Origin of the sequence: Streptomyces sp. L-9-10, from assembly GCF_004151105.1 — a bacterium.
Lineage (GTDB): Bacteria > Actinomycetota > Actinomycetes > Streptomycetales > Streptomycetaceae > Streptomyces.
On the sequence record NZ_PHRF01000047.1, the window covers coordinates 36,594 to 62,250 of the forward strand.

General features: G+C 71.8%; 24 protein-coding genes. 16 read left to right on the forward strand and 8 right to left on the reverse strand.

The features are described from left to right. Positions 1 to 7: 7 nt before the first annotated feature. From CU044_RS12435 to CU044_RS38525, 6 genes are all read left to right on the forward strand, one after another. The gene (locus CU044_RS12435) at positions 8 to 1,597 is read left to right on the forward strand and encodes an arabinogalactan endo-1,4-beta-galactosidase (RefSeq protein ID WP_129768598.1); all 1,590 of its coding nucleotides are present in this window, start codon (positions 8 to 10) and stop codon (positions 1,595 to 1,597) included. A 39-nt stretch (positions 1,598 to 1,636) separates the two neighbouring features. After that, positions 1,637 to 2,014: an MmcQ/YjbR family DNA-binding protein gene (locus tag CU044_RS12440; protein ID WP_240045529.1), complete on the forward strand. Its 378-nt coding sequence runs from the start codon at positions 1,637 to 1,639 to the stop codon at positions 2,012 to 2,014. 348 nt (positions 2,015 to 2,362) lie between these two features. Next, positions 2,363 to 3,925, forward strand: a complete 1,563-nt coding sequence (locus CU044_RS12445) for an FAD-dependent monooxygenase (protein ID WP_129768599.1) — start codon at positions 2,363 to 2,365, stop codon at positions 3,923 to 3,925. A gap of 374 nt (positions 3,926 to 4,299) precedes the next feature. Further along, entirely contained in the window at positions 4,300 to 4,512 is a 213-nt protein-coding gene (locus tag CU044_RS12450; protein ID WP_129768600.1) for a hypothetical protein, read from the forward strand. Next, positions 4,509 to 5,102: a sigma-70 family RNA polymerase sigma factor gene (locus CU044_RS12455; protein WP_240045530.1), complete on the forward strand. Its 594-nt coding sequence runs from the start codon at positions 4,509 to 4,511 to the stop codon at positions 5,100 to 5,102. Before CU044_RS12450 ends, CU044_RS12455 begins: the two co-directional genes overlap by 4 nt. Positions 5,103 to 5,107: 5 nt before the next feature. After that, positions 5,108 to 5,797 carry a hypothetical protein gene (locus tag CU044_RS38525; RefSeq protein WP_165371869.1) on the forward strand — a complete coding sequence of 230 codons (690 nt, stop codon included), beginning with the start codon at positions 5,108 to 5,110 and terminating at the stop codon, positions 5,795 to 5,797. 755 nt (positions 5,798 to 6,552) lie between these two features. Here the strand turns inward: CU044_RS38525 and CU044_RS12465 are convergent. From CU044_RS12465 to CU044_RS12485, 5 genes are all read right to left on the reverse strand, one after another. After that, positions 6,553 to 7,551, reverse strand: a complete 999-nt coding sequence (locus CU044_RS12465) for an alpha/beta hydrolase (RefSeq protein ID WP_129768601.1) — start codon at positions 7,549 to 7,551, stop codon at positions 6,553 to 6,555. A 174-nt stretch (positions 7,552 to 7,725) separates the two neighbouring features. Continuing rightward, positions 7,726 to 8,280 carry a DinB family protein gene (locus tag CU044_RS12470; protein WP_129768602.1) on the reverse strand — a complete coding sequence of 185 codons (555 nt, stop codon included), beginning with the start codon at positions 8,278 to 8,280 and terminating at the stop codon, positions 7,726 to 7,728. Between the two features lie 79 nt (positions 8,281 to 8,359). Continuing rightward, on the reverse strand, positions 8,360 to 9,328 hold the full coding sequence (locus CU044_RS12475) for a polysaccharide lyase family 1 protein (RefSeq protein WP_129768603.1): 969 nt from the start codon (positions 9,326 to 9,328) through the stop codon (positions 8,360 to 8,362). 134 nt (positions 9,329 to 9,462) lie between these two features. Further along, a complete protein-coding gene (locus CU044_RS12480; protein ID WP_129768631.1) occupies positions 9,463 to 10,953 on the reverse strand; it encodes an ATP-binding protein in 1,491 nt (496 codons plus the stop codon). Between the two features lie 14 nt (positions 10,954 to 10,967). Then, positions 10,968 to 12,626: an FAD-dependent oxidoreductase gene (locus tag CU044_RS12485; protein WP_129768604.1), complete on the reverse strand. Its 1,659-nt coding sequence runs from the start codon at positions 12,624 to 12,626 to the stop codon at positions 10,968 to 10,970. A gap of 346 nt (positions 12,627 to 12,972) precedes the next feature. Between CU044_RS12485 and CU044_RS12490 the strand changes: the two genes are divergently transcribed. Further along, a complete protein-coding gene (locus CU044_RS12490) occupies positions 12,973 to 13,962 on the forward strand; it encodes a hypothetical protein (protein WP_129768605.1) in 990 nt (329 codons plus the stop codon). Then, on the forward strand, positions 13,959 to 14,777 hold the full coding sequence (locus tag CU044_RS12495; protein ID WP_129768606.1) for an alpha-L-glutamate ligase: 819 nt from the start codon (positions 13,959 to 13,961) through the stop codon (positions 14,775 to 14,777). Before CU044_RS12490 ends, CU044_RS12495 begins: the two co-directional genes overlap by 4 nt. 29 nt (positions 14,778 to 14,806) lie before the next feature. Here CU044_RS12495 and CU044_RS12500 read toward each other — a convergent pair whose 3' ends face one another. Beyond that, positions 14,807 to 15,430 (reverse strand): CGNR zinc finger domain-containing protein, encoded by a 624-nt coding sequence (locus CU044_RS12500; protein ID WP_165371870.1) that lies wholly within the window; start codon positions 15,428 to 15,430, stop codon positions 14,807 to 14,809. Between the two features lie 121 nt (positions 15,431 to 15,551). Between CU044_RS12500 and CU044_RS38530 the strand changes: the two genes are divergently transcribed. The 5 genes from CU044_RS38530 to CU044_RS12530 all read left to right on the forward strand — a co-directional run bounded on the left by CU044_RS38530 (position 15,552) and on the right by CU044_RS12530 (position 20,508). Continuing rightward, positions 15,552 to 16,025 (forward strand): TetR/AcrR family transcriptional regulator, encoded by a 474-nt coding sequence (locus CU044_RS38530; protein WP_165371871.1) that lies wholly within the window; start codon positions 15,552 to 15,554, stop codon positions 16,023 to 16,025. Positions 16,026 to 16,078: 53 nt separating this feature from the next. Then, complete coding sequence (locus CU044_RS12515) at positions 16,079 to 16,582, forward strand: O-acetyl-ADP-ribose deacetylase (RefSeq protein ID WP_129768609.1); 504 nt, start codon at positions 16,079 to 16,081, stop codon at positions 16,580 to 16,582. 92 nt (positions 16,583 to 16,674) lie between these two features. Then, a complete protein-coding gene (locus tag CU044_RS12520; RefSeq protein ID WP_129768610.1) occupies positions 16,675 to 17,880 on the forward strand; it encodes a cysteine desulfurase-like protein in 1,206 nt (401 codons plus the stop codon). Between the two features lie 150 nt (positions 17,881 to 18,030). Next, positions 18,031 to 18,816: an aminoglycoside adenylyltransferase family protein gene (locus CU044_RS12525; protein ID WP_129768611.1), complete on the forward strand. Its 786-nt coding sequence runs from the start codon at positions 18,031 to 18,033 to the stop codon at positions 18,814 to 18,816. A 156-nt stretch (positions 18,817 to 18,972) separates the two neighbouring features. Beyond that, positions 18,973 to 20,508, forward strand: a complete 1,536-nt coding sequence (locus tag CU044_RS12530) for an MFS transporter (RefSeq protein WP_240045531.1) — start codon at positions 18,973 to 18,975, stop codon at positions 20,506 to 20,508. Positions 20,509 to 20,576: 68 nt separating this feature from the next. Here the strand turns inward: CU044_RS12530 and CU044_RS12535 are convergent, their stop codons facing one another. Next, a complete protein-coding gene (locus CU044_RS12535; RefSeq protein WP_129768612.1) occupies positions 20,577 to 22,238 on the reverse strand; it encodes an ATP-binding cassette domain-containing protein in 1,662 nt (553 codons plus the stop codon). A gap of 521 nt (positions 22,239 to 22,759) precedes the next feature. On the opposite strand from CU044_RS12535, the gene CU044_RS12540 reads away from it, so the two are divergent. The 3 genes from CU044_RS12540 (at position 22,760) to CU044_RS12550 (ending at position 24,445) form a co-directional block, all read left to right on the forward strand. Beyond that, positions 22,760 to 23,584 (forward strand): LLM class F420-dependent oxidoreductase, encoded by an 825-nt coding sequence (locus CU044_RS12540; protein WP_129768613.1) that lies wholly within the window; start codon positions 22,760 to 22,762, stop codon positions 23,582 to 23,584. Between the two features lie 16 nt (positions 23,585 to 23,600). Further along, positions 23,601 to 24,032, forward strand: coding sequence for a TIGR03668 family PPOX class F420-dependent oxidoreductase (locus tag CU044_RS12545; RefSeq protein WP_129768614.1), 432 nt, complete (start codon positions 23,601 to 23,603; stop codon positions 24,030 to 24,032). A gap of 182 nt (positions 24,033 to 24,214) precedes the next feature. Continuing rightward, positions 24,215 to 24,445, forward strand: coding sequence for a hypothetical protein (locus CU044_RS12550; protein WP_129768615.1), 231 nt, complete (start codon positions 24,215 to 24,217; stop codon positions 24,443 to 24,445). Positions 24,446 to 24,527: 82 nt separating this feature from the next. Here CU044_RS12550 and CU044_RS12555 read toward each other — a convergent pair whose 3' ends face one another. Next, entirely contained in the window at positions 24,528 to 25,430 is a 903-nt protein-coding gene (locus CU044_RS12555; RefSeq protein WP_129768616.1) for a S1 family peptidase, read from the reverse strand. Positions 25,431 to 25,657: the final 227 nt, after the last annotated feature.

The window sequence follows — 25,657 nt, forward strand, 5'->3', positions numbered from 1 at the left end:
ATCGAAGATGCACCTCGCACACCGCACCTGGACTCGGCGCTCACCACGCGCCGTCGCCGCGCTCTGCGTGCTGGGCGCCCTGCTCCTCACCGTGCTGCCCGCCCAGCGGGCACACGCCGCCGACACCCTCGGCAACGCCGGATTCGAGGCCGACCCCACCGGCACCACCACCCCGGCAGGCTGGAGCACCTACTCGGCCACCGGGCAGAACACCGCCTCCTACAGCGAGAACGGCGGCTACAGCGGCAGCCGCCGGCTCACCCACTGGTCGGCCTCGGCCTACAAGGTCGAGACGTATCAGTATCTGACGGGACTGGCCGCCGGTACCTACACACTCGGCGCCCGGGTCCGCTCCAGCGGCGGCCAGAACTCCGCCTACATCGCCCTGCGCAACTGCGGCGGCGCCGAACAGCGCACCGACCTGCCGCCCACACCGAACGGCGAGTGGATCCGTCTCGTCACGTCGATACGGGTGAGCGGCGGGAACTGCACCGTCAGCCTCAACTCCGACGCCCACGCGGGGGAGTGGGCCAACTTCGACGACCTCACCTTCACGGCCGGCGCGACGGGCCTGGCCGTCAAGGGCGGAGACCTCTCGACACTCGCGAAGAACGAGGCGTTCGGCGCCACCTACCGCGCCGCCGACGGCACGAGCGCCGACGCCCTGCGGATCCTGCGCGGCGCGGGGATGAACCACGTGCGGCTCAAGGTCTGGGTGAACCCGGCCGACGGCTACAACAACAAGGCACGGATCCTGGCACTGGCCAAGCGCGCCAAGGCCGAGGGCATGAAGCTCCTGATCGACTTCCACTACTCGGACCGCTGGGCCGACCCGGGGCAGCAGAACAAGCCGGCCGCGTGGGCCTCCCACCCGTACAGCCGGCTGCGCACCGACGTCTACGACCACACCTTCGATGTGCTGAACGCGCTCAAGGCCCAGGGCACCACCGCCGACATGGTGCAGATCGGCAACGAGATCAACGGCGGGATGCTGTGGCCGGAAGGCTCCACCGACAACTGGACGCAGCTCGCCGGGCTGCTCACCTCCGGGGCCCGGGCGGCGAAGGCCGTCTCCGCCACCACCCAGGTCGCCCTGCATCTGGCCGAGGGCGGCGACAACGCGGGCACGCGCTGGTGGTTCGACCAGGCGGTGGCGCGCCAGGTGCCGTTCGACGCGATCGCGCTGTCGTACTACGGCTTCTGGCACGGCCCGCTCTCCGGTCTCCAGGCCAACCTGGACGATGTGGCGGCGCGGTACGGGAAACCTGTCCTGGTGGCCGAGACCGCCTACGCCCACACGCTCGCCAACGGCGACTTCCTGGAGAACAGCGTGTCCTCCGCCGCCCAGCTGGCGCCCGGCTATCCCGCGACTCCGGCCGGTCAGGCGGCCAATCTGCGCGATGTCATGAACGTCGTCGAGGCGGTCCCGGGCGGCCGCGGCCTCGGCGTCGTCTACTGGGAGCCGGCCTGGACCGCGGTGAACGGAAGCGGCTGGGACCCGCAGGACCCCTCGTCGGGCAACGCGTGGGAGAACCAGGCGCTCTTCGGGTACGACACACGCCTGCTGCCCGCCGCGGGGTGGTTCGCGCACCGGTAGAGCCGCCGCCACGGGGGTGCGTACCGCACGGCATTTACCATGGTCGCCGTGACCGTGATTGATGCCGAGGAAGTCCGCCGTATCGCGCTGTCCCTCCCACAGACCGTGGAGAAGGAGGCGTGGAGCATGCCCACGTTCCGTGTCGCCGGGAAGATGTTCGTCACGGTCCCGGACGATCAGACGTCGTTCGCCGTGCGCTGCCCCCGGTACGAGCGGACGGAGCTGATCGCGGCCGAGCCGGAGAAGTTCTGGGTGCCGCCGCACGAGGCGAGTTCCGCGTGGGTGCGGGTCCGGCTGAGCGCGCTGGAGGACCTGGACGAACTGCGCGACATCCTCGTGGACTCCTGGAAGCAGGCAGCGCCGGACCGCCTTGTGGAAGCGTTGCCCGCCGCGGAAACCGGTACGGGCACGGACTGAGCCGCACGGACCGGCCCGCACGGACCGACCCGCACAACAAGAACGCCCCCTCCGTCGGAGGGGGCGTCGTGCTGCTCGACGTACTGCTCGATCACGTCGGCCGGGGCCGACGGCGGGATTCGTACCCGCGAACTGAGAAGACCATAGCCCGCGATCGCTGCCCGTAGGTGGAGTCCGGCGGGACACGCCGGTCGGCCGGGGAGTGAATTCACCCATTCGGCTGAGCCGTAGACGGTATTGATCACGATGGGGCCCGGGACATACATTCCGGTCCGTGCCGCGCCGACGGACCGTGGGAGGGGCGGAACGACAGGACGGACGGGCAGTGCGAGACGGATGGGGGCCGAGATGGGGAAGTCCGGAGTGCCGGTCACGGAGGGCGGGGAAGACGCGCAGGTCGTGATCGTCGGTGGCGGACCGGTCGGCATGCTCCTCGCCGCCGAGCTGGGGGCGTACGGCGTCGACACCGTGGTCCTCGAAGTCCGTGCCACCACGTCGGACCGGCCGAAGGCCACCACCGTGCACGCGCGGACGGTGCAGTGCCTGGCGCGGCGCGGCTACTTTCCGGCGCCCGACGCGGCGGCGGAGGGCACCGTCTCGCGGCAATTCCACTTCGCCGGCCTGCCCGGACTCCGTATCACCGCTCCCGCGTCCGAACCCGAGCCTCTCCTGAAGGAGACCCAGGCGGCACTGGAGCGGTCCTTCGAGGCGCGGGCGCGGGCCGTCGGCGCGAGGGTGTTGCGTGGGTACCGGGTGACCCGGGTGCGGCAGGGCCCCGAGGGCGTGGACGTCACGGCCGAAGGCCCGGAAGGCGTACGGGTGTTCCGTGCCGCGTATCTGGTGGGAGCCGACGGTTCGCGCGGCGCGGTCCGCGCCTGGGCGGGCATCACGGCGGACACCCGGCCCGCGACGGTGTCCGCGCTGATGGGGCTGGTCCGCTTCACGGGGGAGCGGGTCCCGCCGCTCGGCTGGCACCGTACCCGCCGCGGCTGGATCGTCACCAAGACCATGGCGGACGGGCGCGTCCTGGTCCGTACGCTCGACTGGAACGGCGGGCACGGCGACCGCAACGCCCCGGTCTCCCTCGACGAGTTGCGCGACCGGGTGTCGTGGATCGCCGGACACGACGTGGAGATGGCGTCTCCGAGCAGGCTGAGCCGGTTCAGTGACTTCGCGCGGCAGGCGGACAGTTATCGCGCCGGGCGGGTGCTGCTCGTCGGCGACGCGGCGCATGTGCATTTCCCCATCGGCGGACAGGGCCTGAGCACCGGTCTGCTGGACGCTCTGAACCTCGGCTGGAAACTCGCGTTCACCCTGCGGGGTACCGCGGGCGCCGATCTCCTCGACACCTATCACGACGAGCGCCGGCCCGCCGCCCGCCGGGTCATCGACAACACCTCCGTCCAGGTCGCCCTGATGCGTCCGGGCCCCGAACTCGACCCGCTGCGCGCGTTGTTCGCCGGGCTGCTCACGGGCGACGAGCCGAAGGAGGGAGACGGCGCGGAGGGGCGCGACCGGGGCGGGGACGGGGCCCGGCATCTGAGCGACATGATCAGCGGACAGGACACGGTGGTCGCGCCCCGGTCGGTCCGGTCCTCGCGGTGGGAGGGACGGTTCCTGCGGAACACCCCGCTGCTGACGGAGTCGGGCCCGGCGGATGTGATCGGGCTGCTGCGCGGCGGCGGGCCGCTGCTCCTGCTGTGCGGCGAACGGGGCCTTCCGTACGCGGCCGGCGCGCGGGGATGGGCCCATCTCCTCCGGGTGGTGCGGACCGAGACCGTACCCGCGCTGCCCTGCGCCGCCCTGCTGGTACGCCCCGACGGCTATGTGGCCTGGGCCCCGGAGGACGGCGCCGCGGACGGCGCGGGTCTGGGCGAGGCGCTGCGCCACTGGTTCGGCGGGCCGCGGTGAGCGCGCGCGCTCCGGACGGTCGTTCCGAGGGGAGTACGTGCCAGGTAGTGCGCCACAACTGAGTGATCTGCGCCACATTCGGACCGATTGTGGATTGAACTGAACGCGAGGGCGACCGGTGGCGGCTCGGTCCGCATGGTCGCGTCGGCGCAGGTCGGAGCCTGCCTGAGGGTGTTCGTCCGATCACGCGGTGTGGCGCATGAGGTGGATGGGGCGGCTTCCGCACGTAACGGGACGATCGCTTTCCGTATTTTTCTTGGGTGTCGCGTTGCACGTTTGACCACCCCGGTCCGAAAAGCTGCTTCTTGAGGACATCGAAGTCCTCCAGCACCAGCGGGAGTTCGAGGTGCTGCTCAGTAGAAGAAGGACATGCCGTGACGCCCAACGACGTCTTCGCCCTGCTGGTGCTCGCCACCGCCGCGCGCGTCTTCGCCTCGGACCTGCGCTACCTGACGCGGCGTCTGCTGCGCGCCGGGGTGCGGGTGGGAGCCGCCGCGCTGATAGAGGACCGCCACCGCGGTGCTCCCCGTGCTCCCCGGACCGAAGTGCTCACGCCCGCAGCCCACGACGAGGAGGCCCAGCCGTGAACACCGACCTCCCGTCGCCGGACGACCACGGCGAATACCTGGCCGAAGTGCAGTACACCCTGCCGCCCGCCCTGGAAGCCTTCCACGACCTGTATGTGAAGGCCTATCTGAACTACGCCCACGCCATGCTCGGCGACAAGGCCGCCGCCGTCGCGGTGGTGCGCCGCTGCTTCTCCCATCTGGCCCTCAACTGGGAGCGCGTCATGCGGGCGGAGAGCCCGGAGGCGTACGCCTGGGCACTGCTCAAGGCGCGGGTGGACACCCATCTGCGGCTCGCGGGCCTGGACCCCCAGCTCGTGGAGACCGCCGCGTTCCAGCGCACCGCCCGCGCGGTACTGGAGTCGGTGCGGTGCAAGTTCGAGGTGATGGAGACCTCGCTCGGCCTCTACACCGCCATCGCCTCCCTGCCCGAGCGGCAGTACGACGTGATCGTGCTGCTGTACGTGCTGGGCTACCCCTCGTACCGGGTCGCCCGCATCATGGGCGTGGAGCGCGACACCGTCCGTTCCCACCGGCGGCTCGCCAAGCGGCGCATCGCCCAGAAACTCGGCCTGCCCCCGTACACGGACGCCGACAAGGAGAAGGAGTGAACCCCATGCAGCCCCCGCGCGGTATCGACGAAGTCCTGGAAGACGCTGTGATCCCCGACGCGTTCGCCGAGTACGACCTCGCGGCCTCCAAGGCGCAGCTCGCCCGTGATGTCGCCGACACCCTCATGTTCGACACCCCCGCCGCCCGTGGCGCCGGTATCGCACGCTCCCATCCGGCGGCCCCGGCCGGATTCTTCCCGACCGTCCACGACCAGGCGGGCAAGGATCTGCACGCCCTGTCGGCCGAGGCGCTGCACGGTATCGACGCGGCCGGTCAGCTGGCCCGGCTCGCCAACTCCCGCCGTATCGACCCCGACGGCGCACTGCACTTCGCCTGCCTGCTGAATCTGGCCGGATGGCACGAAGGCGCCCAGTTCTGGTGGCAGTTCGCGGCCGGCGCCGGCAACCCCACGGCCGCCTACTGCCTCTATCTCCTCCATCTCGGCAGAGGAGAGCGGCGCGACGCCGCGCACTGGGCGGACCAGGCCGCCGATCTCGACTCGGGGCTCGTGGCGCTCCCGGCGGGGCGGCTCAGCGTCTGCCACCCCACCACACACCACCGCCGCCCGCCCAGCCCGGCACTGCGCGCGGCCGTGCAGCGCCTGACGATCGAGGAGGACGAGGAGTTCGGCAGCGTCCCCCACCCCGACCCGCATCTCGCGGAACAGATCGGGGAACTCGCCGACGCGTTGTGAGCCGACGCGCTGTGCGTCCGCCTCCGCGCCTGGCCCGGCCTCCCCACCGGTGGAGGGCCGTGTCGCGGAAAGTGTGCGGCACGGCCGGCGGCGGCGCGTCCTCCGGCGCCGGATGGGGGTGGCCGGCGGCCAGGACGTACAGCGGGCTACGGGCGATGTTGCCTCGAACGCGGAGAGGATCTCCTCCGCCGCCGGATGGAGTGTGACGGGTGTGCCGCGCGGATACGGATGCACGACGAACTGGCCTTCATGCCAGTAGCAGGACAGGCCGCGGGGACGGCGAAGACGCATCACGAACCTCCGGTGTGACCGGTGTACGAGCGGCGCCGGCGGACGGAGGGGCCGGCGGACGGTGGGCCCTGGAGGGCCGGAGCCCCTGCGGACTCCGGCCCCGGCGCGCGAACACGAGCGAGTGGCCGGTTACGCGTAGTACCACCGTCAGCTCCACGACAGTCCGGCCCGGTCGGAACGGGACACCGCCTGGGCGTTGATCGAAATACGGCGCATGGCTCACACCTCCTCTCAGCACCTGATGGGAGGCGTTATCCCCGGCTTGAACGCAAATATGAGAAATGCAGCCCGATAGGGGATGAAACAACCTTTTAGTGTGCTGTTGGGGCGTGCCGCTCTCTCATCGCACGCTTGAGGCACGGCCGTTCGACCTCCGGCGCACGCCCGGCGAGGGGGCACGGAGCCCCGTCCCCGGTGACGGCCTGTGGCGACGACTTCCGGTGACGGACCGCGGTGATGGCCCGTCAGCTCCGTGCCGTCGCCGGCAGAGCCCGCAGCCATTCGGTCAGCAGCCGGTTGACCTCGTCGGCGCGTTCCTGCTGCACCCAGTGCCCGCAGCCGTCGAGGATGTGCGAGGAGACCAGACCGGGGAGGGTGGTGGGGTACGCCGCGATCGCGTCGGCCAGCCAGGTCGTGGACGCGTCGAGCGCACCGCCGATGAACAGCGACGGCTGGGCGATCGGCGCCCCGTCCCACGCGGCGAGATCCTCCCAGTCCCGGTCCATGTTGCGGTAGCGGTTGAGCGCTCCGGTCAGCCCCGTACGCTCGAACTCGTCCGCGTAGACATCGAGACCGGCCTCGCCGAGCCACGAGGGCGGGGAGGCGTCGGGGAAGCGGTCCGAGAGCTTCCCGCCCGCCGGGACGAAGTGCGGGTCGCCGCCGTCGGCCGGGGGGACCGCGTCCCCCGAGAACGCGGCGTAGAACCCCGCCAGCCAGCCGCGCACATCGCGCTCGATCTCCGCCTCCGCCCGGCCGGGCCGCTGGAAGTAGCTGACGTAGAACTCTTCGGGGCCGCCCATCATGGAGAAGGCGTCCGTCGGCCGGAAACCCCCGCGGGGCGCGTAGGGAACGCTGAGCAGCCCCACGGCGGTGAAGACATCGGGCCTGAGCAGCGCCGTATTGGCGGCGATGGCCGACCCCCAGTCATGGCCGATGACGACCGCGGTCTCCTCGCCGAGCGCCCGCACGACACCGACGTTGTCGGCGACATGGGCCAGCATCCGGTACGCCTCGATGTCCTGGGGCTTCGACGAGCGCCCGTATCCCCTGACATCGACGGCCACCGCCCGGAACCCGGCCGCGGCGAGCACCGGGAGCTGGTGGCGCCAGGAGTACCACGACTCGGGGAACCCGTGGACCAGCAGAACGAGGGGGCCGGTGCCCTGCTCCACCAGATGGATCCGGCCGCCCGGAACATCCACCAGCCGGTGTGTCACGTCCAGTACCTGAGCGGGCTGAGTCATGCGTCCTCCTCGTGCGTTCCTGCGTTGGTCGTGCGACGGCGCACCACGGCGGGGGAGCCGCCTGTCAGCGCCTCGCCGTGACCGCGCCGCCGCGGCCGGCGCCGCCGTCACGACACGACCATGTCGCCGCGACCGGACCACGGGCAAGTTTCCTTGCCGACTCGGCAAACCGGCTCAGGGACACCCGGACAGGGCCCGGGGCGTGTCCGCGGACGCCGCACGCAGCAGCCGGAGCTGGCCGATCTCGGCGACGTTCTTCATCAGCTCGGAATTCACCCAGCCGGCCATATCGGCGACGGTGTGTCCGGGGTCGTTCTGCCACGGGAACGGGGCGGTGGCGTCCAGGCCGGTGTCGGTGAGCCCGTCGAGCACCGCCAGCCACTCCTCACGGAGGCCGCGCAGCCAGGCGATGGCCGCCTCACCGTCACCCGGCCACCGCACGTCCTCCCGCTCCCGTGGCGTCCGTCCCCGCGCGTGATCGATGGTCACGCTCCACCACCACCCGATGTGCCAGCTCAGCCAGCCGATCGTGGGGACGGGAACAGGGTCGGGCTCGGTTTCCGCCCAGTCCGGCACCCATGTCCCGTCGGCGCCCTGCCGTACCGTCCAGCAGTGGGACACCGGCTCCCACAGGAAGTCCGCGCGCTCCAGCCGCTCCAGGTGGTGGTCGAAGAGCTGCCAGGTGAGGTCGAACTGCCGGCGCAGCAGCTCACATCGGGATGCGTTCACCGGCCGACCCTGTCACGCCGCCGCCCGCCCGGGAAGCCGTTTTCCGGTGCCGGCCCCGTACGGGAAGCCCTCGCCGGTGTCAGATCTTCCCCGTGCCGGCACCCGCCGTCACCGAGGCGACGACGCTCGACGCAGGTTCCGCCGTGTAGCTGTACGGCGGCGCGGTGAAGGACCCTGTCTGCGAGATCTCGGTGGCGGCGCCCCCGAGGTCGTTTCCGCGCAGCACCGCGTAGCCGTCCACGTCACTGCTGCGGTTCGTGGTCACCGCGACCTTCGTGTCGCGGAAGACATTGTTCTCGACCAGCATCTGCGCCCCCATCCGGGAGTGGCAGGCGGTCTCGGCGCCCTGGACGTAGTTGTCGTAGAAGTGGCCGGTGCCGAAGCGGAGGCTCGGGATGCGCGAGTAGACGTTGCTGAAGTGGTTGTGGTGGTACGTCACACGCAAGTGCCCGGTGTCCTCACCGCTGTTGTTGTCGCTGTGCCCGACGAGTGATCCCTTGAAGTGGTCCTTGAACGTGTTCCAGGACACCGTGACCTGGTCGGACGCGTGGGAGATGTCCAGCAGACCGTCGTAGTGGTCCTTGTCGTGGTCGCGGTCCGCAGAGAAGGCGTTGTGATCGATCCACACCTTCGTGGACTTCTGCACGGTGATGCCGTCCGCGGGCGCGACGGGCTTGCTGATCCGGAGGTTGCGGATGATGACATTGGTCGATTCCTTGACGCGCAGTCCGCCACCGGTGAAGCCCGACGCCGAACCCACCCCCAGGACCGTGGTGTTGGAGCCGATGTCGACCTGGCCGCTGAGTGTGATGAGCCCGGAGACCTGGACGACCTTCGCGGAGTCGTCCGCGACGGCGGACGTGAACGCGGCGAGTGTGCTGACCGTGACGGGCGTCGCGCCGCCGCCTCCGGTGGCGCCCGCGCCGAACCCGACGGGCCCGGTCTCCGCGGCGGCGGCGGACTGCTGCGGTATCGCGCCGAGGGCGGCGACGGCGACGGTGGAAGCGAACAGGGCCGCCAGACGGCGCCGGCTGATGATCGAGGACATACCGGTGTGTCCCTTCGAGGGCGAGGAGAAGGAGAGGGACGGGCGCTGTGCGCCCGGGGCACTTCACCCGCTTGTCGCCGACGGGGACGGAAAGGTTGCCGGTCCGCGGGGACAGGGCCGGTGACCGGTGAAGGTCAGCCCCCGGCAGCGGACCCGGTGGAATCGACGCGGCCGGCGGCCGGGGCCGCCAGGTCGGACGAGTCGGCCGGATCGGACGAGTCGGCGGCCTGAGTGATCGGCAGACACACCTGGAACCGGGTATGGCCCGGCCGCGAGTCCACCCTGATGTCACCGTGATGCTTGTTGACGACGATGCGGTACGAGATGTCCAGGCCCAGGCCGGTGCCCTCGCCCACCGACTTGGTGGAGAAGAACGGTTCGAAGATCCGCGGTCTGACCTCCGGAGGGATACCGCTGCCGGTGTCCGTCACCTCCACGAACAGCCGGTCGCCCTCCCGCCTCGTGCCCAGCGTGAGCGTGCCCTCTCCCTCCATGGCGTCGACCGCGTTGTCGATCAGGTTCGTCCACACCTGGTTCAGCTCGGCGCCGAACGCCGGGACCGGCGGCAGCGTACGGTCGTACTCCTTGACCACCCGGATCCCGGCGGGGATCTTCGCCCGCATCATCGTCAGCGTGGCGTCGAGCAGCGCGTGCACATCCACGACCTGATGGGGCGCCCGGTCCAGCTGGGAATACTGCTTGGCCGCCCCGACCAGGTCCGAGACCCGGGTCACGGCGTCATCGATCTCCCCCATCAGGAGTTCGCTGTCGATGGTGTACGCCAGCCAGCGCACCGCCGAGTCCAGGTGGTCCTCGCCCACCGCCTCGGCGACCGCCGCCAGCCAGGGCACATTGACCCCTCCGGAGACCAGGACGGACGCCACGTCCCAGGGGCCGGCCACCTCGTGCTCCTCCAGCCAGTCGGTGAGTTCGTCCTCGGCGTCCGAGGCGTCAAGCGCCGACAGGGGAGAGGCCGCGGCGGCCTGCTTGACCGCCGCGTCCTGGAGCTCCACCAGTCCGCGCAGCCGGGTGCCGTCCAGCCGGCCGTCCGCGATCAGGGCGAGTTTGTGCCGCATACCCGTCACCCGCTCGCGCAGCGCCTCGGTGGCTCGTACCGCCGCCGCGGCCGGATTGTTGAGTTCATGGGTGAGGCCGGCGGACAGGGCGCCCAGCGCGACCAGCCGCTCCCGCTCGCCCAGGATCGTGTCCGCCGCACGCGAGCCGAAGAAGAGCCCCTCCAGCAGATGGAGCGCCATCGGGAACCAGGTGCGTATGGCCGTGGCGAACTCATCGGCGGGCAGGACGAAGAACTCCGCGTCGCTGACGGCCCGCAGCGTGTTCGGATAGACCTGGTCGACACGGTCACCGAGGTACGCCTGTGTCGCCCCGCTGTAGACACCGCGCCGGTCGGTCCTGGTGACCTCGATGTCGTCGCCGTGCAGCCGCCTGCTGAGCGTCACCGCACCACCGAGCAGCACGAAGAAGCAGGTGGCCGGTTCACCCTCGTTGTAGACGGCGCTCCCGCCCGTCCGCTGTTCCACCCTGCCCCGCTCCGACAGCCAGGTCAGCTGGTTCTCGTCGAGCGCCTCGAACAGGAACAGGGTGCGCAGTTCCGTCGGCGTCATACGGTTCGAAGCGCTCACTGTGACTCCAAGTAGCGGTGGACCAGGGAAATGGCCATCGCGCCGTCACCGACGGCGGAGGCGACACGTTTGAGCGACGCGGCACGGACATCACCGGCCGCGAACACCCCCGGCACGCTGGACTCCAGGTGGTACGGGTCCCGTGGCAGCGGCCAGTTGGCCGGCCGCTGTCCGTCGGCCACCAGGTCGGGGCCGGTGATCACGAACCCCCGCGCGTCGCGCTCGACCACGCCGTCCAGCCACTCCGTACGCGGCTCGGCGCCGATGAAGACGAACAGCCAGGACGAGTCGACCGAGTCCGTCGCCCCCGAACGGACGTCCCGCAGCGTGAGCTGCTGCAAGTGGCCGTCGCCCTTCCCGCCGACCACCTCGGTCCAGGGGTGCACGACGATGTGGTCGATGTCGCCGATCTGCTCGATCAGGTACCGGGACATGGAACGGGTCAGCTCGGCGCCCCTGATCAGCAGGTGCACCTTCCGTGCGTAGCGGGAGAGATACACGGCCGCCTGCCCGGCCGAATTGGCGCCGCCCACCAGATACACCTCTTCGCCCGAGCAAGTGGTCGCCTCGGTGACGGTGGACCCGTAGAAGACCCCCGCCCCCGTGAACTCGTCCAGGCTGGAGGTCGCCAGGCGGCGGTACGAGACGCCGGTGGCGAGCACCACCGTATGGGCGGTGATGGCGCTGCCCTGCCCGAACCGCACCACCCGGCCCGATCCCGCCGCGTCCAGGCCGACGACCTCGCGGGCACTGAGGATCTCGGCGCCGAACTTCAGCGCCTGGCGGCGGGCCCGGTCGGTCAGCTGGGCCCCGGAGACGCCGTCGGGGAACCCGAGGTAGTTCTCGATCCTGCTGCTCTGTCCCGCCTGCCCGCCGGTCGCCTCGCGCTCGACCAGGACCGTACGCAGCCCCTCGGACGCGCCGTACACGGCGGCGCCGAGCCCGGCGGGTCCGCCGCCGACCACCACGAGATCGTAGAAGTCCGCGGTGGGGATGGTGCTCAGGCCGACATGGGCGGCGAGCTCGCCCTCGGCCGGTGCCACCAGCGACGTGCCGTCGGCGGTCACCACCAGCGGTACGTCGGCGGGGGCCACTCCGGCGGCGGCCAGCAGCCTGGCGCCCTCGGGCTCGTCGGCAGGCAGCCACCGGTACGGCACCAGATTGCGGGCGAGGAAGTCCCGCACGGCGAAGGACGGAGCCGACCAGCGGTGCCCCACCACCCGGGTCTCGGTGATACCCGGGTCCGGGGTGGTCGCCCAGGCGTCGAGCAGCTCGTCGATCACCGGGTACAGATGCTCCTCCGGCGGGTTCCACGGCTTGAGGAGGTAGTGGTCCAGATCGACGACATTGATCGCGTCGATGGCGGCGCCCGTATCCGCGTAAGCGGTCAGCAGCACCCGCCGCGCGAGCGGGAAGAGGTCCATCGCCGCTTCGAGGAACTCGATGCCGTTCATCTGCGGCATCCGGTAGTCGGCGAGCATGACCGCGAGCCGTTCACCGCGCAGCTTGATCTCGCGCAGTGCCTCCAGCGCCTCTGCCCCGGAGACGGCGCGCACGACCCGGTACCGGCCGCCGTATCTGCGCCGGATGTCGCGGGCGACCGCCCTGGAGACCGCCGGATCGTCGTCGACGGTCAGGATCGTCGGGTTCGCCATGCCATCACCATCGCCTGAGGACGAAACGGCCTTCAAAGAAACAGTCTACGAGCGCACGCCCCGTCCGCCTCCAGAAGGACGGCGTACGGATCGGTGCGGAGATCAGTGCGGAGACCGGAGGTTCACCTGCGGTTACACGCGGTTACGCTCCGGCCGATCAGGGGCGGCGCCCGGTTCGGGCGCCCCACCGGGTCCCGGCGGCACGCGGTGCCCCGTTCCAGGGGACACCATCCCCCGAGGCAGGTGGGGCGGGCGGGGCTGGCGAGGGGCCCAGTTACGGTGTGGCAGATCATGGTCTTCGAGATGTCAGCCGCCCGTTGGCGTCCGGGGGTTGCGGGGAGGGTCGATGAGGCTCTGTTTTGTCGTGGAGGAGCAGTACCGGTTCGACGGCATGCCGGTGGAGGTGATCCGTCAGCTCGCCGTGTGGGGGCACCGGGTGGACGTGGTGCGGCCGGGCACGTCACTGCTGCGGTTGTCCGAGGCCGTACGGGCGGGCGGACATGACGCGTGGGTACTGAAGACCGTGTCCGGGGGCCCGGGGCTGGCGTTGCTGGAAGCCGCCGCGGCGGTCGGACTGACGACGGTGAACGACGCCCGGTCCATTCGAGGCGTACGGGACAAGGTGGTGGCGGCGGTGATCGGCCGCGGCCGGGGGCTGCCGGTTCCTGAGACATACGCCGTCGCACGCCCCGAGTTGCTGGCGGAGCTTCCCGCGGCGGCGTTTCCGCTGGTGGTCAAGCCCGCCGAGGGGAGTTCCGGGCGGGGGGTGCGGCTGGTGCGGTCGCCGGAGTCGGCGGCGGCGAGCGCCGGGCCGTCGGAGGAGGGGATGCTGATCGCCCAGCCGTACATCCCCAACTCGGGCGTCGATCTGAAGGTGTACGGCGTGGGTGGCGAACTGTTCGCGACGGAGCGGTCCTCGCCGCTCCATCCCGGCGCGCCGCGGCGGGAGCGGTCCGTGCCGCTGCCCGCGGAGGTGGCGGGGATGGTCGCCGAGGCCGGTGAGGTCTACGGGCTCGATCTGTTCGGTGTGGACGTGCTGCTGGGCCCGGACGGTCCGGTCATCGTCGATGTGAACGACTTCCCGAGCTTCCGGTGTGTGCCGGACGCGGTGGCGCGCGTCGCGAGGGCGGTCCTCGATCTGGCCCGTACGGGCGGTAGCGCCCCGGGCACGGCGGCCGTTGGCCCGCTCCCGCCGCCGGACCCGGTGTCCGGGACGGTGCTCGGCACGATGCCAGGTCCGGTCCCCGAGTCGGTCCCCGTCCCGGGACCGGTGGCACTCCTGACATCCGCCGGGGTTCCGTTCCGGATACCCGCGACGGCGGGTGAGGCCGGATGAGGATCTGTCTGATCACATCCCGGCCCGATCACCCGCTGCTGGCGGCCACCACCGCGCTGCTGACGCCCCACCACCGGGTGGAGACGGTCGACCCCGAGACGGAGGGCGACGGCGCCCCGGCCGCTCCGGGCCCGCTCGCCGATGTCTATCTGCTGAAGGCACACACACCGCGGTCGCTGGCCCTGGCCGGGTCGTTCGAGGAGCGCGGGGCTCCGGTGCTGAACTCGGTGGCGGCGACCACGCTCTGCCAGGACCGTACGGCGATGGCCGGCCTGGCCCGGCGCGCCGGGCTGCCGTTCGCGGCCACCCGGACCGTGGCGAGCCTGGCCGAACTCGCCGACGAGCGGGACCTGCCGTACCCCCTGGTGGTCAAGAGCAGACACAGCCGGCGCCATGACCTCGTCACCCGGGTCGACAACGCCGCGCGACTGCGCGGACTGCGCTCCGGTTGGGCCCGGGAGCCGGTCGTGGTCCAGGAGTTCACGGAGAACAGCGGCTGGGACCACAAGCTCTGGGCGATCGACGGCCGGGTCTTCGCCGCCCTGCGCCGCTCGGAACTGGCCGAGGGCGGGCAGGGCCCGACGCTGCCGCTCGCACTCGGTGATCTGCCCAGCGGCTGGCAGGACTTGGTGCGCACGGTCGGTTCCGTCTTCGCGCTGGACGTGTACGGAGTCGATGTGATCGACGCGGGCGACGGCACCCCGCTGATCGTGGACATCAACGCGTTTCCCGGAATACGCGGCCAGAGCGGCGCCCCGGAAGCCCTCGCGGCCCTGGCCCTACGGGCGGGCGGGCGTCCCCGGGGCCGCTCCTGACGTTCCGGGCCGTCGGCGTGATCGGCGCCTCACCCGCTGTCCGTACCGCCTTCGGCCCGCGAGCCGGGGCGGCGGGTGCTCTCCCGTCTGCGGGCACGGTGGCTGGCCACGTTGAGGCGGTTGCCGCACACCTCCGGCATGCAGTAGCGACGGCGCCCGGCCTTGCTGGTGTCGACGAACATCCCCTCGCACACCGGCGAGGCGCAGCGGCGGAACCGGTCATGGCTCAACGTCCGCAGGGCGCCGAGCAGCCCGGTGCCCATGAGGACGGCCAACTCGTCGGCGACGGACGTACCCGGTGAGGTCGCGACGTACCACTGCCAGCGGTCCTCGGCGTCGCGGTACAGGGACGGACCGATGCCTCCCCGCCCGACCAGCGCGCTCGCGGCCTCGACGACGTGCTCCTCGGCGCCGGCCTCCAGAATGGCGCGGACCTCCCCGCGCAGGGCGCGTACCTCGTCGAGGTCGGCGTCGTCCGGCCGCCGGCCGTCGGCCAGGGCGTCGGGGCGGACGTCGTGCTCGGCCAGGAAGAGCGCCAGCGCGGCGGGGCCGGTGAGGATCTCGCCCAGCCCCGTACGGACCACGGGTGAGGTGTTGACCAGATCGGTCGCTACGCCCGCCCCCAGCATGTAATCGGAAAAAGGAATCTTCAAGCCTTACTCCATGCTAGGGTAACCGGATAAATCAACTATACCCATTAGCCTGCGACCGGCTCGGAGCCGGCCGTCAGGGGTCGATACGCCGGTGCCCCCGAAACCCGCTGAGGAGAACACCATGGACACCGCCCCCTTCCTGGCCTACCTCGACGGACGCCACGTCCGCTGGCAGCTGACGCTCGACCAGTGCGTCGACGACGCGGGCGACGACCCACGCGCCCGGCTCCTCGCCGTCTTCGACGCACTGCGGTCGTGGGCGGCCTCGTCGCCGGGCTTCCGCAGCTGCGCACTCGTCAACGCCATGGTCGAGCTGGCCGACCCGCAGCACCCGGCCCGCTCCGTGACCGCGGCCCACAAGCGGGCGCTGCGCGCCAGGATGCTGGAGCTCGCGGAGGCGACGGGCGCGCCCGATCCCGGCCTGCTCGTGGACCAGCTCCTGCTGGTCTACGAGGGAGCGATCGCCGGACACGCCGTGGGCAGCGTCGAGAAGGCCGAGGACAAGGCCCACCTCACGGCCCGCCGGCTGATCGCCGCCGCCACCCCGCACCCCATGGACAGCTTCTGGGCCGGCCCTGATCCCACGTCGCGTTAGCGGAAGCGGCGCCGCGGAGGGAACGCGCCAGGTCCGGTGACATCATCGGGCGCATGACTCCGATCGAGGTCGTACAGGGTGACATCACGCGCCAGGACGTGGACGCCATCGTCGCCGCGGCGAACCAGTCGCTGATGGGCGGAGGCGGCGTGGACGGCGCGATCCACCGGGCCGCCGGGCCGCGGCTCGCCGAGGCGGGCGCCGCGATGGGGCCCTGCCGGCCGGGCGACGCCAAGGCGACCCCGGCCTTCGACCTCGACCCGCCGATCACGCATGTGATCCATACCGTCGGCCCGGTCTGGAGAGGCGGACAGCACGACGAGGCCGAAGTCCTCGCCTCCTGCTATCGCCGCTGCCTCGAGGTCGCCGACGAACTGGGCGTCAGGACCCTCGCCATTCCGGCCATCTCCACCGGTGTGTACGGGTTCCCGGCGGAGAAGGCGGCGCGGATCGCCGTCACCGCCGTCAGATCCTCGCCGACCGCTGTCGAGCGCGTCCGGCTCATCGCATTCGACCGGGAGACACACGATCTGCTGGCAGCCGCCCTCGCGGAGTGAGACGCCCCCGGACCGGACCCGGCACTTCCCGTACGGCCCGGTCCACGCCAGGCTGGGGCGGCACGAGTCACCAGCGAGAGGAGCCGACGGCAATGACCTTCGACGTGGCGGCGGTACGCGCGTCCTATCCCGCGCTCAGCGACGGTACGGCGTATCTCGACGGCGCGGCCGGCACGCAGGTGCCGACGGCCGTCATCGACGCGATCACGGACACCTACCGGTCCGGGATCGGCAACGTGGGCGGCTCGTTCGCGGCCAGCGGGCGCGCGGGGGAGATCGTCGCCGCGTGCCGCCTGGCAGTCGCGGACCTGGTCGGCGGGGTCCCCGAGGGCATCGTCCTGGGCCCGAACACCACGTCGCTCATCTACCGCTTCTCCCAGGCACTCGGCTCCACCTGGCGGCCCGGCGACGAGATCGTGGTCTCCCGGCTCGACCACGACGCGAACATCCGGCCGTGGCTCCAGGCGGCGGCCCGCGCGGGCGCGGTCGTACGGTGGGCCGAGGCCGACCCGGCGACGGGCGAACTCCCCGTGGAGCAGTACGACGCACTGCTGGGCGACCGCACCCGCCTGGTGGCGGTGACGGCGGCCAGCAACATCCTCGGCACCCGCCCCGATGTCCCGGCCATCACCGCCAAGGCGCACGCGGTCGGCGCCCTGACGTTCGTGGACGGGGTCCACGCCACCCCGCACGGCCCCGTCGACGTCATACGGCTGGGCGCGGACTTCTACGCGACGAGCGCCTACAAGTGGTCCGGTCCGCATATCGGCGCGGTGGCGGCGGACCCGCGGCTGCTGGAGTCCCTGAGCCCGGACAAGCTGATCTGCTCGCCCGCCGCCGTGCCGTCCAGGTTCGAGACCGGCACGGCGCCCTTCGCGGACCTGGCCGGAGTCACGGCCGCCGTCGACCATCTGGCCGCTCTCGCCGGACCCGCTCCGGGAAACCGGCGCGAGCGGCTGCTCCGCTCGATGGCCGCCGTCGAGTCGTCCGAGGGGGAGCTGTTCGCCGTGATGCGGCGGGGGCTGGCGGACCTGCCCGGGGTCACGCTCTACGGCGAGCCCGCGCACCGGACCGCGACCGCCTACTTCCGGGTGGCGGGCCGCACGCCGGGAGAGGTCTCCGCGTGGCTGGCCGGACGCGGGGTGAACGTCTGGGACGGGCACTGCTACGCCTGGGAACTGGCCGGCGCGCTGGGGCTGCGGGACACCGGCGGCGCGGTACGGGCCGGGCTGGTGCACTACAACGACCGCTCGGACGTGGACCGGCTGCTGGCGGCCGTCGCGGAGCTGGAGGACTGACGGGCGCGCGCCATCACCGCCGGGCGCCATCACCGCCCCACGCCGTCCCGCCGGGAAATCCGTTGGCCCGTGGCCGCCGGTTGCCTACGATGCGGACGACACAGCCCTCCCGGCCGTCGCCGCGGCTGTGTCGCGTACGAAGGGACGCCAGTGACAGGACCAGGTACGGAAGACATCGTCGGCCTGGTGCGGCGGGTGCTCGGCGCGGACGTCGTCGGCAGCTACCTGCACGGCTCCGCCGTGCTCGGCGGCCTGCGGCCCCACAGCGACATCGATGTGCTCGCCGTCGTCCGCCGGCCCACAACACCACGGGAGCGGCGGGCACTTGTCGACGGGCTGCTGGAGATCTCCGGCCAGAAGGCCCGGCACGGCCCCGCTCGTCCCGTCGAGCTGACCGTCGTCGTCCAATCCGACGTCAACCCGTGGAGCTACCCGCCGCGCCGCGAGTTCCAGTACGGGGAGTGGCTGCGCGAGGCATACGAGCGGGGCCTGACGCCCTCGCCGGTCCCGAGCCCCGATCTCGCCCCCTTGATCACGATGGTGCTCCTCGGACAGGCCCCGCTGACCGGCCCGCCGCCGGGCGACGTACTCGCCCCCGTCCCGCACGAGGACCTCGTCCGCGGGATCGTCGACGGCGTACCGGACCTGCTCACCGAACTCGGATCCGACACCCGCAACGTCCTTCTGACGCTCGCCCGGGTCTGGATGACCGTCGCGACCGGATCGGTCGCCTCCAAGGACGCCGCCGCCGCGTGGGCACTCGCGCGGCTCCCGGCCGAGCACCGCCCGCCGCTGGCACGCGCGCGAGCCGTCTACCTCGGAGACGAGGAGGAGCGCTGGGACGACCTGCTGCCGTACGCCGACGCGCTCGCCGCATATGTCGTGGCGGCGATCGACCAGGGCACCACAGGGCCGGATGCTCGTGACCATCGCTGAGGAGCACGGGGGAGACCGGGAGACCCGCCGACGGGTTCCCGGGGGCGGGTCCTGGCGCGGGCGTGTCAGGCCGGGGCACGCGGCGTACGGACGTACGCTGAGCCGGCGGCCCGGCCGGACCTCGGGCGTCGCATCACGAGGACGGCACGGAGGCCGGTGTCCGGCGCGCGCGACGGTCCGCGGCCCTTCCCTCTCGCCCCGGAGGCGTCCTTGCGGTTCAGCTCACCCTCGCCGGGTCTGTTCAGCCGTATTCCGCTGGCCGGGCGCTATCCCGCGGCGGTGGTGCTCTCCCTGCTCGCGCTGAGCCCGTATCTGATCCTCACCACCGCCACCGCCCTGGCGGAACCGCGGATCATGGGGGACATCGGCGCCACCGCGTTCGAGCTCCAGCTCGCCAGTGGCATGTCGAACGCGGCGTACGCGTTCGGCGCGGTGCTCGCCGCGGACCTCGTCCAGCGGGTCGCGCGGCGCAGGATCTACCTCATCGCCGAGACGGTGTTCGTGCTGAGTTCGGTGCTGGCGCTCAGCGCACCGGGCGTCGGCCTGTTCACGGCCGGTGTGGTGATCCAGGGCCTGTGCACCGGGATGCTGCTGGTCGCGGCGCTGCCGCCACTGGTCACCGGGCACCCCATCGGACGGCTTCGGACGACCGCGGCCGTCGTCAGTCTCGGGCTGTTCGGCATGGTGGCCTTCGGGCCGCTGGTGGGCGGGCTCGTCGGCAGTCTGGGCGGCTGGCGGGCGCTGTTCGCGGGACTCGCCGCGCTGGCGGCGATCGGCCTGACCGTCGGCGCCCTGACGTTCGAGGGCAATGAACCACCGGCCCGCCGGGCGCGGTTCGACTGGTCCGCGATCCCCCTCGCGTTCGGCACCACCACGCTGCCGTTCTTCGGCGTCTCATGGCTGACCCGCGGCTCGTTCAGCGACCCCGAGTTCTTCGTGCCGGTCGTCTGCGGGCTGATCTGCGGAATGCTTCTGGTGGGAGGTCAGTACCGCAAGGCCCGTCCGCTGATGCCGGTACGGCCCATCAGCAACACACTGCCGGTCGTCGGGACGGTCAACGCGATGCTCGTCGGCGCGTGCTTCACCTCGCTCCTGGAACTCACCGAGGTCTATCTGACGAGGGAGGCGCACTACGCCCCGCTGCGTGTCGGGGCACTCATCACGCCCCAGATCCTCGGCGTGTTCGTGGCCGCCGTCCTGTTCCGGCGGCTGGTGTCGACCCGCTGGACCCCGTATCTGGCCCTGTCCGGCACGGTCAGTGTGGCCATCGGCGCCGCCGTCCTGCTGACCGTGTCCACGGCGAACGCCTCCTCGGTCGTCCCCGTCGCCGCGCTCTTCCTGGGCTTCGGGGCGGGCGCGGGGGTGACGCCGGGACTCTTCCTGGCCGGCTTCTCCGTACCGTCGGCTCAGATCGGCCCGACCTTCGCCCTGGTCGAACTGCTGCGGTCGGAAGCGGCGTTCCTCGTCGGGCCCGTGCTGCTGCACCTCGCCCTGACCACGGGCCTGGCGCACGGCTTCCACCTCGCCGTGACGATCACACTCGCGATCATCGTGATCGGCGCGCTGCTCCTGGTGGGCCTCTACGCGCTGGGCGGCGCGCGTCCCCAGCCGCCGGACCTCGAATCCTGGCTCTCCGGCCCCTCGACGGCGTACCACTCACCGGCTCTGCTCGCCGCGATCCGCAAGACCTGAGCGGCTGAGCGTCTGAGCGGGACAGCCCTCAGGGGCGCACCCGCCGGTGGTGCGCCCCGGCAACGGCGTCAGCCGGGCTCCGGCGCCTCCAGCAGGCCGCGGACCTCTTCCGCGGTGGTTTCCCGAAGCCCATCCGCGAGGAGCAGCCAGCGGGTGATGCCGACCGCGTCGAGGAACGGCAGATCGTGGCCGGCGATCAGGAGCGCGCCCTCGTACGACGCGAGCGCGCTCGTCAGCTGCCGCACGCCGGCCGTGTCGAGGTTGTTGGTCGGCTCGTCCAGCATCAGCAGTTGGGGGGCCGGCGCGGCGAGCATCATCGCCGCGAGTGTGGCGCGGAAGCGTTCCCCGCCCGAGAGGGTGCCCACGGGCTGCTCGGCGCGGGCACCCTTGAACAGGAATCGCGCGAGCTGGGAGCGGAGGTGGTTGTCGGTCACCCCGGGGGCCATCCGGGCCACGTTCGCCGCGACGCTCAGCTCGTCGTCCAGCACATCCAGGCGCTGGGGCAGAAACCGCAGCGGCACGAACGTCCTGGCCTCCCCTGCCAGCGGAGCCAACTCCCCGGTGAGGGTGCGCAGTACGGTGGTCTTGCCCGCGCCGTTACGCCCGACCAGCGCGATGCGCTCGGGCCCGTGCACGTGGAGGTTCCCCTCGCGCAGCCCCCCGAACCGGGGGCGCAGCCCGCGCAGGGTCAGCACGGTGCGGCCCGCGGGCACGGCCGTGTGAGGAAGGCTCACGCGGATCTCCGCGTCCTGACGGACCGCGTCCGCGGCCTCCTCCCGGCGCTCGCGCGCCTCATGGAGTCTGTCCTCGTGAAGGCCGCGCAGCTTGTCCCCCGACTCCTGCGCGGAGCGCTTCCGTTCGCCCGCCACGATCCTCGGGGCCCGCCGCTGGGCGTCCATCTTCTTGCTGTGCCGCTGCCGCCGGGCCAGCTTCACCTGGGTCTCCTCCAGCTCGCGCTTCTGCCGGCGTACGTCCGCCTCGGCGGCCCGCAGCATCCGCCCGGCCGCTTCCTGCTCGGTGGCCAGGGCTTCCTGGTAGGCGGACCAGCCGCCTCCGTACCAGCTCACGGATCCGGCCCGCAGCTCGGCGATACGGTCCACGCGTTCGAGCACTTCGAGGTCGTGGCTGACGACGACGAGCACACCGGAGCGCCAGGAGTCGACGGCCTCGTAGAGCCTGCGGCGCGCGGACAGGTCGAGGTTGTTCGTCGGCTCGTCCAGCAGGAGGATGTCGGGACGCTCCAGCAGTGAGGCGGCCAGCCGCAGCAGGACGGTCTCCCCGCCGGACATCTGGCCCACGGTGCGGTCCAGCCCGACGTCGCCGAGGCCGAGAGAGCCCAGTGTCGCCAGGGCCCGTTCCTCGACGTCCCAGTCGTCGCCGATCGTCTCGAAGTGTGTTTCGCGCACGTCCCCGGCCTCGATGGCGCGCAGCGCGTCCCGCCGCTCGGCGATGCCCAGGGCCTCGTCGACGCGCAGCGCCGTGTCGAGGGTGACGTTCTGGGGAAGGTACGCGAGGCTGCCGCTCGCGCTGACCGACCCCTGGGCGGGGCGGAGCCGGCCGGCCAGCAGCCGCAGCAGTGTGGACTTGCCCGCGCCATTGGTACCGACGAGACCGGTGCGGCCCCGGCCGATGGTGAGGGACAGCCCGTCGAAGAGGGGGGTGCCGTCGGGCCACTGGAAGGACAGGGCGGAGCAGGTCAGGGAGGCCGTGGGGGTGGTGGGTGTCGCCATGGGGATTCTCGCAGTCGAAAGCGCGGTGGACGGGGGGCTTCGCAGGCGAGCACCACGCGGCGACCACACCGGGAAAGGGAGAGTGCGGCGGTCCGAGGAGTGGGAGGACAGCCAATGCACCGAGGTCGCATCCACGCGGGCGTCACGGGCGGCACAGAAAGCCGCTACGACGTGACAGGCGTACGGCGGGAGCCGTACGGCGCGGTGATCGCGAACCTCAGATGCGCAACGTCCACCTCAATCGGAGACAACAAGGCCGTGTGAAACCATAACGACCCATCCGGCGAAAGGCAAAGCCCCTGCCGGCGGCCCTCCTCCCGGGCCCGACCCGTCCGGAGGCGGTGCGGTCGTGCCCCGGCCCACGCGGATCGCCCGGTCGGCCGTACGGATTGTTGTGCCGGGGCCGTGGAGGGTACGTGGCCCTTGACCGCGGGTGCGCGGGTCCGGTGGATGCGCGACCGATCCGCTGAACCCGCGACCGTTCCGCAACCCCCGAGAACCCGGAATCCGAGGGAGCCGCTGTGAAGTTCGGTGTATCGACCTTCATCACCGACCAGGGCATCGCGCCCACCACGCTGGGGCGCGCCATCGAGGAGCGAGGACTCGACTCCTTGTTCATCGCCGAACACACCCATATCCCGGTGGACCGCCGGTCGCCGTACCCCGGCGGCGGCGAACTGCCGGAGATGTACTACCGCACACTCGACCCGTTCGTCGCGCTCAGCGCCGCCGCCGCGGTGACCGAACGGATCCTGCTGGGCACCGGCATCGCGCTGGTGGTCCAGCGGGACCCGATCATCACGGCGAAGGAGGTGGCGTCCCTGGACCTCGTCTCCGGCGGGAGGGCGGTCTTCGGCGTCGGCGTCGGCTGGAACGAGGAGGAGATGGAGAACCACGGCACGGACCCGCGCACCCGGGGCCGCCTCGTGGACGAGCGGCTGCGGGCCATCCGCGAGCTGTGGACGAAGGACAAGGCCGAGTTCCATGGGGAGTTCGTCGACTTCGATCCCGTCTACTCCTGGCCGAAGCCGGTCCGGCGTCCGCACCCGCCCATCTATGTGGGCGGCGGCGAGGGCGCCTTCCACCGGGTGGCCGCCCTCGGTGACGCCTGGCTGGCCAACAGCATGCGGCCCGAGGATCTGGGGCCGCGGATCCACCGGATGCGAAGTGTCGCGGGCCGGGAGGTGCCGGTGACCCTCTACGCGGTGGGGAAGGAGCCCGAGCTCGTCGAGCAGTACGCACAGCTCGATGTGGAGCGACTGCTGTTGTATCTGCCGACGATGCCCGAGGCCGGGACGCTGTCGTACCTGGACGAGCTCACCGCCGTAGCGGAACGCTTCCGGTGAGCCGCCGGGTCCCGCCGTGCCCAGGATGACGAGCGGCCTGGCCCGGGAACACTTCGCCCGTGCCCGGATCGCCCGTCTCGCGACGGTCGGCGCCGACGGCCGCCCGCACCTGGTCCCCGCCGTCTTCGCCCTCACCGGTGACACCCTGGCCTTCGCCGTGGACCACAAGCCGAAGCGGACGGCCCGGCTGAAGCGGCTGGCCAACATCCGTGCCCACCCCGGGGTCTGCCTCCTCGTCGACGGCTACGACGAGGACTGGGACCGCCTGTGGTGGGCGCGCGCGGACGGAACGGCCACCGTGCTGCCACCGGCCGAGGGCTCCGAGGTGTCCGCGCGGTACGTAGGCCTGCTCACGCGCAAGTACCGGCGGCAGTACGCCGACCGCCCGCCGGAAGGACCCGTGGTGGAAATCGCGGTGGCCCGCTGGTCCGGCTGGCACGCCACCTGACCGGCTGCCGTGGCCGGATGCCGGACCTCGGAGTTCCGGACCTCGGGGCTCCGGAATCACAGTGCGAGCCGTTTGTCCTGTTCTGGTGGGCCGAGCGAGTGACATAGTCCGGGATTCAGCGGAAAAGGCGCTATACCAGGGCATGCATCCGATGTTCGCTTCACCTGACGTAGGGAGCTCACATGCGTATCCGTACGGCGCTCGCCGCCACCGCCCTCGCCACCACCGCTCTGCTGGGCGGCGCCAGTTCGGCGTTCGCCGGGGAAGGTCACGAAGTGACCGCCGCGGCGGGCGGCTTCGAGGCGGCGGGCGGCACGGGTCACTACCACAACCTGGGCGGCGACGCGGGAATCACCGAGGCCGACCACTCGGCGTTCGAGATCGCGGGCTGGTTCGGCTTCCTCGACCTCTGATACCCGCGCTGCCGTTGCCGCCGCACCGCCCCCTGTGCCCAAGCACAGGGGGCGGTGCGGCGTTTCACACGACGTGGGCCGGTCAGTAGACGCTGACGCCGTACGCGTTCAGCACCGGAATGATCGGCTGGAAGAACGATGTTCCGCCACTCGCGCAGTTTCCGCTGCCACCCGAGAGCACACCGATGGCGCGGTTGCCCGCGTAGAGCGCGCCGCCGCTGTCGCCCGGTTGTGTGCAGATGTTGGTGACGATCAGGCCGTTGACGATGTCGCCGTTGCCGTAGTTCACCGTGGCGTTGAGGCCGGTGACCACGCCGCTGACGACGCCGGAGACCGCGCCGCGGAAGGTGACGGCCATGCCGATGGTGGCATTGGCCGCGCCGGTGATGTCGACGCTTCCGACCGTGCCGGACGCGGGCACCGCGGAGTTGGCGTAGCGCACGAGGCCGTAGTCGTGGCTGGGGAAGCTGGACCCCACGGTGGGGCCGATGAGCGTGGTCAGCCCGGAGTTGGCGTACCAGGTCGAGCCGGCGTTGGCGCAGTGTCCCGCGGTCACGAAGTAGTACGTACCGCCGCTGACGACATTGAAGCCGGCCGAGCAGCGCGCGCCCGCGGAGTAGATGGCGTCGCCGCCGGAGAGCTGGGTGGAGAGCCGGCCGGCGGTGCGCTCGATGCGCAGCGCACCGGCGTGCGGGCCCGCGGCCCGTTCGATCGCGGCGGTCTGCGCGGCGGTCACGGTGCTGTCCGCGGTGACGACCACGGTGCCGGACGCGGGGTCGGCGTACCAGGCGGTGCCCGCCACACCGGCGTTCAGGACCGCGTCACCGGCGGCGGCGAGCACGTTCGCGCCGGACGCGTCGGTGACGGTCCCGGCGCTCGCCGCGGGGACCGCGAGCGCCACGGCGGCGGCGAGGCCCGTGGCGACGGCGAGCAGACGGGGGCGTCCGGGTGTGCGGGCGCGGTGAGAGGTGCGCTTGATCCTCACTTGGCGTTTCTCCCGGGATTCGGGGGCCCTCCGAGGCGTGCGGGCCCGTGAGGCGCGGCGTGGGTGGCCGTGCACTCCGGCCGGACCGCGCGCCCCCGGCCGGCGTTGCTCGGGAGTATCGGGGGCCTCAACTCGCCGCGCAAGAGCGCCTTTTGGCCGTGATCCGGCGTGCCGTCCGGACTACGGGCCGGACAGCGGGCCCGGACAGCGGGCCCGGACACCGGGGC